At 62.3% G+C, this 13137-nt stretch carries 14 protein-coding genes; all 14 read left to right on the forward strand.

Translation table 11 applies throughout. The features are described 5' to 3' along the window. Window positions 1-109 precede the first annotated feature (109 nt). The 14 genes from ftsY to V8G57_RS06970 all read left to right on the forward strand — a co-directional run bounded on the left by ftsY (window position 110) and on the right by V8G57_RS06970 (window position 13099). Entirely contained in the window at window positions 110-1204 is a 1095-nt protein-coding gene (ftsY, locus tag V8G57_RS06905; protein WP_092394791.1) for a signal recognition particle-docking protein FtsY, read from the forward strand. A gap of 37 nt (window positions 1205-1241) precedes the next feature. Then, window positions 1242-1925, forward strand: coding sequence for a cell division ATP-binding protein FtsE (locus V8G57_RS06910; protein WP_092394788.1), 684 nt, complete (start codon window positions 1242-1244; stop codon window positions 1923-1925). Then, window positions 1922-2848 (forward strand): permease-like cell division protein FtsX, encoded by a 927-nt coding sequence (gene ftsX / locus V8G57_RS06915; RefSeq protein ID WP_092394785.1) that lies wholly within the window; start codon window positions 1922-1924, stop codon window positions 2846-2848. Before V8G57_RS06910 ends, ftsX begins: the two co-directional genes overlap by 4 nt. Before the next feature lie 19 nt (window positions 2849-2867). Continuing rightward, window positions 2868-3704: an AraC family transcriptional regulator gene (locus V8G57_RS06920; RefSeq protein WP_342828768.1), complete on the forward strand. Its 837-nt coding sequence runs from the start codon at window positions 2868-2870 to the stop codon at window positions 3702-3704. 90 nt (window positions 3705-3794) lie between these two features. Further along, entirely contained in the window at window positions 3795-4754 is a 960-nt protein-coding gene (locus V8G57_RS06925; protein ID WP_092394779.1) for a DMT family transporter, read from the forward strand. Between the two features lie 36 nt (window positions 4755-4790). Then, window positions 4791-5333 carry a hypothetical protein gene (locus V8G57_RS06930; protein WP_342828769.1) on the forward strand — a complete coding sequence of 181 codons (543 nt, stop codon included), beginning with the start codon at window positions 4791-4793 and terminating at the stop codon, window positions 5331-5333. A 126-nt stretch (window positions 5334-5459) separates the two neighbouring features. Further along, a complete protein-coding gene (locus V8G57_RS06935) occupies window positions 5460-5804 on the forward strand; it encodes a DUF1840 domain-containing protein (protein WP_092394773.1) in 345 nt (114 codons plus the stop codon). Continuing rightward, window positions 5804-6703, forward strand: coding sequence for an alpha/beta hydrolase (locus tag V8G57_RS06940; RefSeq protein ID WP_342828770.1), 900 nt, complete (start codon window positions 5804-5806; stop codon window positions 6701-6703). Before V8G57_RS06935 ends, V8G57_RS06940 begins: the two co-directional genes overlap by 1 nt. Before the next feature lie 197 nt (window positions 6704-6900). After that, window positions 6901-7539: a LysE family translocator gene (locus V8G57_RS06945; protein WP_092394767.1), complete on the forward strand. Its 639-nt coding sequence runs from the start codon at window positions 6901-6903 to the stop codon at window positions 7537-7539. 53 nt (window positions 7540-7592) lie between these two features. Further along, entirely contained in the window at window positions 7593-8903 is a 1311-nt protein-coding gene (gene rsmB / locus V8G57_RS06950) for a 16S rRNA (cytosine(967)-C(5))-methyltransferase RsmB (protein WP_342828771.1), read from the forward strand. Window positions 8904-8971: 68 nt separating this feature from the next. Further along, window positions 8972-9538 carry a DUF4390 domain-containing protein gene (locus V8G57_RS06955; RefSeq protein WP_254784955.1) on the forward strand — a complete coding sequence of 189 codons (567 nt, stop codon included), beginning with the start codon at window positions 8972-8974 and terminating at the stop codon, window positions 9536-9538. Window positions 9539-9540: 2 nt separating this feature from the next. Then, entirely contained in the window at window positions 9541-11838 is a 2298-nt protein-coding gene (locus V8G57_RS06960) for a sensor histidine kinase (RefSeq protein ID WP_342828772.1), read from the forward strand. A gap of 149 nt (window positions 11839-11987) precedes the next feature. Next, complete coding sequence (locus V8G57_RS06965) at window positions 11988-12710, forward strand: response regulator (protein WP_092394755.1); 723 nt, start codon at window positions 11988-11990, stop codon at window positions 12708-12710. Continuing rightward, window positions 12707-13099: a GTPase gene (locus V8G57_RS06970; RefSeq protein WP_092394752.1), complete on the forward strand. Its 393-nt coding sequence runs from the start codon at window positions 12707-12709 to the stop codon at window positions 13097-13099. The genes V8G57_RS06965 and V8G57_RS06970 overlap by 4 nt, the downstream gene beginning before the upstream one ends. Window positions 13100-13137: the final 38 nt, after the last annotated feature.

Consider the following 13137-nt stretch of genomic DNA (forward strand, 5'->3'; position numbering starts at 1 on the left):
TTTGATGGCCTGCGCTCTGATAGAATGCCGGGGATTGTACCTCTTGTGCAGCCGCCTCCGAAAGGCTGCTGCAGCGCCCTATTTCACCGCCTTACAGATCAGGCCTCAGATGTTTAGCTTCTTCAAGAAAAAACCAAAACCCGAAGTCACGCCCTTGCCGGAATCTTCCGCGCCAGAGGCGCTGCCACAGGCCGATGCCGCGGAGGCTGCGGCGGTTGCTGTCCCTGACGCGCCGCCTCCGGCTGCCGTGAACGCCGTGCCGGCGGAAGAAATCGAGATCGTTTCCGCGCCGGTGGCGGCGGAACAAAAACGCTCCTGGCTGTCGCGCCTGAAAACGGGGCTGTCGAAAACCTCGTCCAACCTGAGCATCCTGTTCGTCGGCGCCAAGATCGACGACGACCTGTACGAGGAGCTGGAATCGGCGCTGCTGGTGTCCGACGCCGGCGTCGACGCTACCCATTTCCTGCTCAACGCCTTGAAAAAGAAAGTCAAGGAAGACAAGCTGACCGAGGCGGCCCAGGTCAAGGCGGCGCTGCGCACCTTGCTGATCGATTTACTCAGCCCATTGCAAAAGCCGCTGGTGCTGGACCAGCACCAGCCGCTGGTGATGATGATCGCCGGCGTCAACGGCGCCGGCAAGACCACCACCATCGGCAAGCTGGCCAAGCATCTGCAAGCGCACAAGCAGTCGGTGCTGCTGGCCGCCGGCGATACGTTCCGCGCCGCGGCGCGCGAGCAGCTGACGATCTGGGGCGAGCGCAACAACGTCACCGTGATCGCGCAGGAATCCGGCGATCCGGCCGCGGTGGCGTTCGACGCCGTGCATTCGGCCCAGGCGCGCGGCACCAACGTAGTGATGGTCGATACCGCCGGCCGCCTGCCGACCCAGCTGCACCTGATGGACGAGCTGAAGAAAATCAAGCGCGTCATCGGCAAGGGCATGGCCACCGCGCCGCATGAGATATTGCTGGTCATCGACGGCAACACCGGCCAGAACGCGCTGGCGCAGGTCAAGGCGTTCGACGATGCGCTGGGGCTGACCGGCCTGGTGATCACCAAGCTGGACGGCACCGCCAAGGGCGGCGTGCTGGCGGCCATCGCCACCACCCGCGCGATCCCGGTGTACTTCATCGGCGTCGGCGAACAGATCGAAGATTTGCAGCCGTTTGACGCGGCTGAATTTGTGGATGCACTGCTGAGTTAACTTCAAGCCAATTATTGATGACAGGCCCTAACATTCCATGATTGAATTCAACCAGGTCTCCAAGAAATATACGCGCGACGTGGTCGCACTGCGCGATATCACATTGACGGTTAACAAGGGCGACCTGATTTTCCTGGCCGGCCCGTCCGGCGCCGGCAAGACCACGCTGCTCAACCTGATCGCTGCAATCGAACGTCCCAGCAGCGGCACGCTGACTGTCAGCGGCGCCAACGTCGGCAAACTGAAATCTTCCGGCCTGCCTTACCTGCGGCGCAACCTCGGCTTGATCCTGCAACAGCAGAAGCTGCTGCAGGACCGCAGCGTGCTGGCCAATGTCATGCTGCCGTTGCTGGTCACCGGCGCCACCCGCGCCGAAGCCGAGAAGCGGGCCCAGGCCGCGCTCGACAAGGTCGGCCTGCTGGACAAGGCGGCCACCGATCCGCAAGCCCTGTCCGGCGGCGAACAGCAGCGCGTGTCGATCGCCCGCGCCATCGTCAACCGGCCGCAAATCATCCTGGCCGACGAACCGACCGCCAACCTTGACCGCGACAACGCCAACAAGGTGCTGGATGCGCTCAGGTCGTTCCACGCGGCCGGCGTGACCTGCCTGATTTCCACCCATGACGAACAATTCCTCAACAGCGCCAACCGCGTGGTGTTCCTGGACCAGGGCCAGATCGTCGACCACTGGCAGAATTCCGCAGTCGGAGGTGCAGCATGAAGAGCTGGCTGCGACAACACCTGTTCGCCATCAGCGACGCCTTCACCCACCTGTTCAAGGCGCCCGGCGGCTTTGCGCTGAATGTGCTGGTGGTGGCGATTGCGCTGGCGCTGCCGTTCGGCGGCCTGACCCTGATCGAGAACGTGCGCCCGGTCTCCGAGCAGCTGGCGGTAGAGCCCGAGATCAGCATCTTCATGGCGCTGGATGCCGCGCGCGACAAGACCGCCGCACTGGCCAAGCCGATCGACGCCGTCCTGCAGCAGCACCACAGCTCGGCCAAAGTCGTGTTCATTCCGCGCGAAGACGCCTTGATCAGCCTGAAAAACAAGACCGGCATGGACGACGCGCTGACCACCCTGGGCCAGAATCCTTTGCCGGACGCGTATGTGCTGAAACTGGCCGGCTTCCACGATGCGCCCGATGCTGCCCGCATCGACACCATTGCGGCTGACCTCAAGGCCTTGCCCGGGGTCGACACGGTGCAGGTCGATTCCGAATGGGTCAAGCGGCTGGCGGCGCTGCTGGGAATATTGCGCCTGGTGCTGATGTTCCTGGCGGCCACGCTGGCGGTGGTGGTGGTGGCCGTGGTGTTCAATACCGTGCGCCTGCAAGTGCTGACCCAGCGCGAAGAAATCGCGGTCGCCAAGCTGGTCGGCGCTACCGATGCGTTCATCCACCGGCCGTTTTATTACACCGGCGCGCTGCTCGGCCTGTGCGCCGGCGGACTGGCGCTGGGCGCGGTGGCGCTGGGCCTGCAGCCGCTGAACCAGGCGATCGCCGAGTTCGCCCGCTTGTACGCATCCGAATTCCGCCTGCTGCCGCTGAACTGGATCGCCAGCCTGGCGCTGCTGGCGATCAGCGCCGGCCTCGGCCTGGCCGGTGCGTTGCTGTCGGTGCGGCGCCATCTGGCCCGCCTGGCCTGAACCAGGCTCCGAGGCCAGCGTGTTCCACCATCCATCCGAATTCGTCACCTTCAAGACCAGCCCGCATTTGCCGGGCGTGGAATTGTATTCGGCGCGGCTGGTCGACCACGAGTTCGCGCCGCATGTGCACGACGCCTACTCGCTGGGCGCGATTGAAACCGGCGTCGAGCGTTTCCGCCACAAGGGTTCCCAGCATGTGGCCCCGGCCGGCACGCTGGTGCTGTTGAATCCTGACGAACTGCATGACGGCCACGCCGAGATCGCCGCCGGCTGGACTTACCAGATGCTGTTCATCGAACCGCAGCTGCTGCGCGAGCTGACCGGCAGCGAAGTTTATTTCGCTGCCGCCACTGCCCACGATCCCCAGCTGGCCGACAGTTTCCAGCTGCTGTTCAAGCGCATGTGGCAGGCGCCCGACGATCTCGCGTTCATATCGCATTTCACGGTGTTGATAGACGCTGTCACACAGCGCTACGGCAAGAACCTGCGCCCGGTTTCCATACTGAAGCCCGGCCAGCCGCAACGCATGCTGGCGATGCGGCGCGTCCTCGACTGCATCGAAGCCAACCTGGACCAGACCCTGCATATCGACACCCTGGCGACCGAAGCCGGCATGTCTGTCTTTCATTTCGTGCGGGCCTTCTCGGCCGCGTTCCACGCCACCCCGCACCAATATCTGCAAGCGCGCCGCGCCACACGCGCCAAGACCTTGCTGGCCCAGCGCAGCACCCCGACCGACGCCGCCGCCGCGGTCGGGCTGGCCGACCAGAGCCACCTGACGCGCTGGTTCAAGCGCGCCTATGGCGTCACGCCGGCCCAGTATCAACAGCAAATTGGTACAAGACCGCTGGGCTAAAGATAGGCATGATGGGTAAATCTCATCACTCGTCCCCGACCTTTTTATGGCATCGCCTCGATTAACTGCACCGCTGCCGGAAGCCGCCCTATGCTGACCGGCCTGTTATGCGCCCTGGGCGCAGGAATGATGTGGGGCCTGGTGTTCATCGCGCCCCTGATACTGCCCGACTACCCCGGCCTGATGCTGTCGTTCGGCCGTTACGTGGCGTTCGGCCTGATCGCGCTGGCGCCCGCCCTGCTTGACCGCAAGCGCATAGCCGCGCTGACCCGGGCCGACTGGCGCGCCGCGCTGAAACTCTCGCTGGTCGGCAACCTGCTGTATTACGCAGCGCTGGCGACTGCGATCCAGCTGGCGGATGCGCCGCTGCCGACCATGCTGATCGGCACCCTGCCGGTGGTGATTTCCGTCTTTTCCAACTGGTCGCCGGGACATGCGGCGGAAAGCGTCGCCTGGCGGCGGCTGGCGCCGTCGCTGCTGATCATCCTGGTCGGCATCCTGTGCGTCAACGCCGCCGAGCTGGCGCATATGCGGCTGGCGGGCGCCGGCAATACACGCTCGACCGGCGACTACGTGCTGGGCTGCCTGATCGCGCTGGGCGCGGTCGCGGCCTGGACCTGGTATCCGATCGTCAATGCCCGCTACCTGCGCGCCCATCCGCATATCAGCCCTTCCACCTGGGCTACCGCACAGGGCCTGGCGGTCTTGCCGCTGGCGCTGGCCGGGCTGTTCGGCTATGGCGCCTACCAGAAACTGACGGGCGGCAGCTACGCCTTTCCGTTCGGACCGCGGCCGCTGCAGTTTGTCGGCCTGATGCTGGTGATCGGCCTGAGCGCCTCCTGGATCGGCACCCTGCTCTGGAACAAGGCCAGCCAGCATCTGCCGACCGCGCTGCTGGCGCAGCTGATCGTGTTCGAAACCCTGGCGGCGCTGCTGTATGCCTTCATTTTCCGCGACGCGGTGCCAGGCTTGCAGGTCATGGCGGGCGTGGCGCTGTTATGCATAGGCATAGTTTTCGGTGTGCGCACCTTCCAGCATCAGATACCATAGGGGCTGCTTCCATTTCCGCAGCCGCTGCGCCATTTCGTGAAACCTGTGCTTACCTTGCCTTCCCGCCTGTTGCTTGCCTGTTCCGTACTGGTATTGCTGGCCTGTTCCCCCAAGTTCAACTGGCGCGAAGTGCGCAGCAAGGACGCGCCTTACAGCGTCCTGCTGCCAGCCAAGCCGTCGACCTTCGCGCGCCCCATCGATCTCGACGGCACGCCGGTCACCATGACCATGACCGCCGCCAAGGTGGATGACACGGTGTTCGCGGTCGGCAGCGCCACCGTGCCCGACGCCGCCAAGGCGCAAGCGGCATTGAACGCGATGAAAACCGCATTGGTGAAGAACATCAACGGCACCGTCAGGGCGGAAAAAACAACCGCGGCTGCCAGCGGTACGCAGGGACTCTCGGCCAGCATCGAGGTCGAAGCGGTCGGCACCACCCCGGGCGGCAAACCGGAAATCCTGTACGGGCATTTTGTCAGCAAGGACAAGGAAATCTACCAGGTCATCGTGATGGGGCCGGAAAAAGCCGTCTCACGGGAAAATGCAGAGACTTTCATCTCTTCGTTCAAACATGATTAGCATTGATGCAATAATGCGACCGGCCGCCCTGCTCTGTAACCAGCGGTGACAGCAGTGGCAAGCCCCCCGACAAAGGGGTATTCTGTACAATGTCTTTTTTCATCAAAAACAATATTCTGAGGTTTTATGTTAGTTACATTCAAATCCAAGGCGTCGGCCGAAGTCACCATGTTCGACTACGATGCCAAGCGCATCCTCGACCTGCTGAATAAAGATGTGAAGATCGGCGTCATCACCGCCGAAGAAGGCGCGGCAGCGATCGCCAAGCTGGAAGCGGAAACATCGGAAAGCCGCGCCCATCCGGCATCGGACAGCGTGCAGCACGACATCGCAGCCCATCACAACGAGGCTGGCGACGACAGCGGCCATGAACCGGTGCAGACGGTCAACTTCGCCAACAAGATCTATCCTTTGCTGGAAATGCTGCGCGAAGCGCACAAGCACAATAACGACGTGCTCTGGGGCGTTTGATGACCTCAGGTCTTGAGCGACAGCTTACGACCGCAGACGGCATCCCTCTCTTCGTCGCCGACTGGCCGCCAGCTGCTGGCGTGCCGGCGGCGGGCAGCATCCTGCTGATGCACGGACTGGGCGAACATGCCGGGCGCTATGCCCATGTAATACGTTTTTTCAATCGCTGCGGCCTGCTGGTGCGCAGCTACGATCACCGCGGCCACGGCCGTTCCGGCGGACCGCGCGGCGATGTGCCGGACGAATCCGCCTTGCTGCGCGACGCCCGGCTGGTGCTGGACGACTTCAACCGCCAGGCGCAACTGGATTATCCGGCGCTGGCAGGCAATGCACCCTTTTTATTCGGCCATAGCATGGGCGGCCTGTTTGCGGCCCGCTTCGCGCTAGCTGCGATGGCGCCGCTGCGCGGCCTGGTTTTATCCTCACCCGGACTGGCCTTGCGCCTGAACCGGGTGCAGCTCGGCCTGCTCAGGCTGATGTCGCTGGCGGCTCCCGGCGTGGCCGTGCCCAACGGCCTGGACGTCAGCCACCTGTCGCACGATCCCGCAATCGCCAAAGCGTATAGCGCCGATCCGCTGGTGCATAACAAGATCACCGCGCGCCTGCTGAACAGCATGCTGCGCTCGGGAGAGTTCGTCCTGGGCCAGGCGCAGACCCTGGCGATCCCGACGCTGCTGGTGATCGCCGGCGACGACCGCATCATCGATCCCGACGGCAGCCGCCGTTTTTTTGCTGCCTTGCCGCCTGCCATCGTCACCTTCCGCGACTATGACGGCATGTACCACGAGATTTTCAACGAAGTCGGCGCGGAACGGGTATTTGCAGATGTGCGCCGCTGGCTTGAGGCGCAATACATGCTGCAGCCGCCGGCGGCAGTCCATCCCGCCCTGGCTGACTGAAGTTATTCGTCAACCGCAGAAGTTGCCGGCCAGACATCTTGCTCTATTGCCAGGCTAATCCGTTATGGCAAAAGATTATTGCTGTCAAGCAATCCTGAAATTTCACTTTTTCCCGCCACAATCGCGACCTAACTGTAGGTGAGCGACCATATCCCCGCTACAATCGCGTTGTTACCTTCCTGTCTAGCTGCGTCGTTATGATCTCCTTCGGCATTACTGATTTTGGCCTGTTCCTGATGGCTGTCCTGCTGCTGAACGCCACTCCCGGCCCGGATACCGCCTATATCGTCGGCCGCAGCGTCGCCCAGGGCCGGCGCGCCGGCCTGCTGTCGGCGCTCGGCATCACAGCCGGCTGCTGCATCCACGCGACCCTGTCGGCTTTTGGCCTGACGGCGCTGCTGGCAGCCTCCGCCACCGCCTTCATGGCCGTCAAGCTGGCGGGCGGCGCCTACCTGGTCTACCTCGGCATCAGGATGCTGCTCAGCAAGAAAGCAGCAGCCAGCGAACAGCCGCCGCAGCTGGACCTGCGTTCGCACAAGACGATTTTTGTGCAAGCCCTGATCACCAATGTGCTCAATCCCAAGGTGATCTTGTTTTTCCTCTCCTTTTTCCCGCAGTTCGTGCGCCACGATTCGCCGCACAAGATCGCTGCCTTCCTGGTGCTGGGCGCGGTGTTTTCGGTCGTCACGCTGTGCTGGAACAGCGGCACCGCCATGCTGGCCGGCACCCTGACACGGCACGCCAGCAACAATCCGCAAATCAAGCATTGGCTGGAACGCACAGTGGGCGCCGCCTTTATTGCGCTGGGCATCAAACTGGCTTTAACCAAAAACTGAGCAAGATCCGATTTTCCGACAACTATTACCCGCAGAACAGACCTGAACCACTTGTGACCTATTCGACCCTTAAAAAAGACTCTCTCGCCTTTAGCCTGTTAGGCGCAGCCCAAGCCATCGCCCTGGTGCGCGACGGCGCGGCGCTGCCGCAGGCGCTGACCCAGGTATTTGCACAATCGGCAGCGCCGGCGCCAACGCGCGGCGCGATCCAGGACATCGCCTACCGCACCATGCGCGGCATCGGCCGCGCCGAAACCCTGCTCGGCAACCTGGCCAGCCGGCCGCCGGAGCCGACCTTGCTGCATTGCCTGCTGTGCGCCGCACTGTGCTTGCTGGCTGACGTCGACGATCCGGCATATGAGAATTTCACGGTGGTCAACCAGGCTGTCACCGCAGTCTCTTCCGATCCCCAGATGGCCCACGCCAAAGGCATGGTGAATGCGGTGCTGCGGCGCTTCCTGCGCGAACGCGATGCGCTGGTGGCAGTTGCCGTCAAGACGCCGTTCGGCTTGTGGAATTATCCGGTGTGGTGGATAGACCGCATGAAAGCTGCCTATCCGCAGCAATGGCAAGCCATCCTCACTGCCGGCAATACGGCGCCGCCGCTGACCTTGCGCGTCAACCGCCGCAAGACTTCGGTAGCCGCTTACCTGGAAACCCTGGCCAGCCACGCGATAACGGCGCGCCAAATCGGCCCGGATGCAATACGCATGGACACGGCGATGCCGATGGCCCAGATCCCCGGCTTTGAAGACGGCCTGGCCTCGGTGCAAGACGCCGCCGCCCAGCTTGCCGCACCGCTGCTCGACCTGCAGGACGGCATGCGGGTGCTGGACGCTTGCGCCGCCCCTGGCGGCAAGACCTGCCACATCCTGGAAACCGCCGAGGTCGACCTGACCGCGCTCGACAACAATCCTAAGCGCCTGCAACGCATTACCCAGAACCTGCAGCGCCTGCAACTGGAGGCAAAACTGCAACTGGGCGATGCCAGCGTCGGCAGCCAGGGCGACGACTGGTGGGACGGCCAGCTCTTCGACCGCATCCTGGCCGATGTCCCCTGCACTGCCTCCGGCATCGTGCGCCGCCATCCCGACATACGCTGGTTGCGGCGCAAGACCGATACCGAGCAACTTGCAACACTTTCGGCAAAGATTCTGGACAATCTTTGGCAGATGCTACGCCCGGATGGTAAATTGTTACTCGTAACATGTTCCGTATGGCCACAAGAATCGGAAGCCCAGGCAGTAGCCTTTGCTGCGCGCAACAATGCGCGCAGGCTGCCGGCGCCGGGCCAGCTGCTGCCGACCGCCGATGCCGGACAAGATCACGATGGCTTGTTTTACGCGCTGTTCCAGAAGTGCTGAAGCATGTGTAGTACTGCAACCCTTTTGCCATAACTTTTTTACCATACCCGAAACCAGTGACACGACCATTGCCTCAATTCATAAAATACTGGCTGCTGGCCCTGCTGCTGGCTCTGTCTTTTAGCCCGCCATCCAGCTATGCATCGGACGGCGTTGAATTGAGTCAGGCCCACATCGAAGCCGGCGACGACGGCTATCGCTTGTCGGCAACGTTTTCCTTCGACCTCAACCGCGGCCTGGAGGATGTGGTCAACCGCGGCGTCACCCTGTACTTCACCACCGACGTCGAACTGACGCGGCCGCGCTGGTACTGGTTCGATGAAAAGGCGATTACCGCCACCCAGACCATCCGCCTGCAATACAACGTCATCACGCGCCGCTACAACGTCGCCATCAACGGCAGCCTGCAGCAGAGCTTCAATACCCTGGACGACGCCCTGTCCCTGATCCGCCGCCCCAGCCGCTGGCTGATCGCCGACAAGAGCGCGCTCAAGCAGGGCGAGGTGTACCGGGTCGCGGTGCGCATGGGCCTCGACCTCGGGCTGCTGTCCAAGCCGTTCCAGGTTAACGCCCTCAACAATAGCGACTGGCGCTTTTCTTCCGACTGGAAGAGTTTCAACTACAAGGTGGAATAGCCGTGTCGCGCGCGTTACGCTATCTGCTGGTGGTCGGCGGCGCCGTCGCCAGCATCCTGCTGTTCCTGCTGTCGTCGGCCTCGGCCAATTCGGATTTTTTCGACAAGCACTATCCCTGGCTGCTGGGCTTGAACGCGCTGGTGGCGGTAGCGCTGTTTGTGCTGGTCTGCCTGCTGCTCGGACGACTCTACAATCGCTACAAACGCGGAAAATTCGGCTCGCGCCTGACTGCCAAGCTGGTGCTCATGTTTGCGCTGATCGGCATCTTGCCGGGGGCCGTGATTTACGTGGTGTCGCTGCAATTCGTGTCGCGTTCGATCGAATCCTGGTTTGACGTGCATGTCGAAACCGCCCTGCAGGCCGGCGTCAACCTGAGCCATGCGGCGCTGGATGCATCGCTCAGCGACCTCAGCGCCAGGGCGCACACGCTGGCGGCCGAATGGTCCGAGCTCTCCAACTCGGCGCAAGCGACCCAGCTGGGCCGGCTTAGCGACCAGAACCTGGAGGCATCGATTGTTACCGCCAGCGGCCAGGTCATCGCGTCCGTCGGCGGCCACCTGGGCACGCTGGTGCCTAACCTGCCGACCGCCTCGATGCTGCAGCGGGCCCGCCTGCCGCGCGGTTTTGCCGAAACGGAAAGCGATTTTGATGCTCCCGGCAACAACCCAGGCAAGCCGGCAACCGGCAATGAAACCGCCAACCTGCGCCAGCACGTGGTAGTCGAAATCCCGGCGCCGCTAAGAAGTTCTTCGTTGCAAAACGAAACCCATTTCCTGCAAATGGTGCAGCCGGTGCCGGCCTACCTGGCCTCCAACATCGGCATCCTGGCTTCTACCTCCTCCGAATATCAAGAGCGCTCGATAAGCCGTTCCGGCTTGCGCAAGATGTACGTAATGACCCTGACCCTGACCTTGCTGCTGGCGGTGTTCAGCGCCATCGTCAGCGCCTTCCTGATCGCCACCGACCTGGCCAAGCCCTTGCTGCTGCTGGCGGAAGGCACCAAGGCGGTGGCTGAAGGCAACCTGTCGCCGCGGCCGATCGTCGCTACCTCAGACGAACTGGGTGTCCTGACCCAGTCTTTCAACCTGATGACGCGCCAGCTCTACGACGCCCGCGCCGCGGTGGAAAAAAACCGCAGCGAACTGGAAAACGCCAAGGCTTACCTGGAATCGGTGCTGGCCAACATGTCGGCCGGGGTGATGGTGCTGGACGGCGATTTCCGCCTGGTCACCAGCAACCAGTCGGTAGCCCGCATCCTGCAATACGATTTTTCGCCGCACATCGGCCAGCCGCTCACAATCATCGACGGCCTGGCGCATTTCGCGGAAGTCATCATCAACGCCTTTTCCGAACAGAACGCGCAATTCGCCACCGGCAAGATCGGCGCCGAGCTGCTGCACTGGCAGCAGCAGATCGAAATCCCGCGCCGGGTCGACAGCGGCGAGAACAGCGACAGCGACGACATCACCCTGCTGGCGCGCGGTTCGCGCCTGCCGGTCGAAAACCGCGCCGGCTACGTGGTGGTGTTCGACGATATCTCCGACGTCATCTCAGGCCAGCGCTCGATCGCCTGGGGCGAAGTGGCGCGCCGCCTGGCGCATGAAATCAAGAATCCGCTAACGCCGATCCAGCTCTCGGCCGAACGGCTGCAGATGAAACTGGAAGACAAGCTGATGACCCAGGACGCCGCGATCCTGAAGAAAAGCACCGACACCATTGTTAACCAGGTGGCTGCGATGAAACGCATGGTGGACGATTTCCGCGACTACGCCAAGACGCCGCCGGCGGTGTTGGGCGAGCTCGACCTGAACGTGCTGGTGGCGGAAATCCTGCATCTCTACTTGGCCGGCGACGAACGCGATATGATCCATGCATCCTTGGCGCCGGACCTGCCGCTGATCATGGGCGACGCCACCCAGCTGCGGCAAGTGATCCATAATCTTTTGCAAAACGCCCAGGACGCTGTCCTCGACCGCAGCGACAACGCCACGCCGCCGCGCATCGACCTGGTCACCGAGCGGGTCAGCTACCAGAGCTCGGATGGCCTGTCGCGCACCGCTGTGCGGCTGTCGATTACCGACAACGGCTCGGGATTCTCGCCCAAGATACTGGCCAGGGCATTCGAACCCTACGTCACGTCGAAGCCGCGCGGCACCGGCCTGGGTTTGCCGATGGTGAAAAAAATCATCGACGAACACGGCGGCCGCATCGATCTGCAGAACCGAAGCGACACAAAGGGCGCAAAAATCCTGATTTTGCTGTTAAAGTTAGCCACGAGTGATGATTCAGCCATAATTTGATCAAGAACAGCTGCAAATTGGCGAATTGCTGATATAGCATATGTATCCGGACGCGGAAATAAAACAAATAGACATTGATAACTTAACTGGGCTGTCCGAACAGTCCATACAGTGGGATTTGATGCAACAGGAAATGGGAAGGCTACCGCATGGCTAACATCCTAGTCGTTGACGACGAAATGGGAATTCGGGAATTGCTCTCGGAAATTTTAGGTGACGAGGGGCATGTAGTAACCGCCGCGGAAAATGCACAACAGGCTCGCGAATTTCGTCAGGGCGGCGTACCCGATCTGGTGCTGCTCGATATCTGGATGCCGGATACCGACGGCGTCACGCTCTTGAAGGAATGGCAGCGCGACGGCTTGCTGACCATGCCTGTCATCATGATGTCCGGCCACGCCACTATTGATACCGCGGTAGAAGCGACCCGCATCGGCGCCCTGAACTTCCTGGAAAAACCTATTGCCCTGCAAAAGCTGCTGAAAGCAGTCCAGCAAGGTTTGTCGCAAGGTCCCAAGACCGCCCGCGCGCCAACCCTGTATCCGCAGCCGGCAGCCTCCTCCAATGAATTGAACGACACGGTGGTTACTGCCGGCGTCTTTAACAATCCGGCTTCGTCGGAAGCAACGCACATCGCGGCCCTGCCATCGGTCGCGGCCTCGTCCGAGAGCCTGTTCTCATCCTCGTTCGGCCTGCCGCTGCGCGAGGCGCGCGATGCTTTCGAGCGCGCTTACTTTGAATACCACCTGATCCGCGAAAGCGGCAGCATGACCCGGGTAGCGGAAAAAACCGGGCTGGAACGCACCCACCTGTACCGCAAACTGAAGCAGCTCGGGGTTGACCCCGGAAAGTTGTCGAAAAAAGGCGGATGACCCTCACCACCCTGGTCAGCGGCGGCTCGGCCGGCATGCGCGAAGCCGCCATCTATTCCGCCCTGGAGCAAGAACTCGGGGTGACGTCAGAACGCAGCGGCGTCCACCTCAGCACCGCGCTCATACTGGAAGGCCTGCCTGACGGCAAAACAGCGGCGCTGCCGCCAGGGCTCGCGCAAGATCTCGACATCAAACGGATCGCACCCGGCTGCTTTTGCTGCATCGGCAACCTGACCCTGCGCGTCACCCTCAACCGCCTGCTGCGCAAACCCCCGGCGCGCATCTACATCGGCATCGCCGACAGCACGCACCTGCCGCGGCTGCGCGATTTCCTGTGCCATCCTCCCTACGACGATTTTCTCGAACTGACCCCGGACCTGGTCCTCTGACGGCTGTTTTCGGAGGCGTCGTGCGGCTATGCAGCATT

Origin of the sequence: Collimonas rhizosphaerae (assembly GCF_038896935.1) — a bacterium.
Classification (GTDB): Bacteria; Pseudomonadota; Gammaproteobacteria; order Burkholderiales; family Burkholderiaceae_D; genus Collimonas; species Collimonas rhizosphaerae.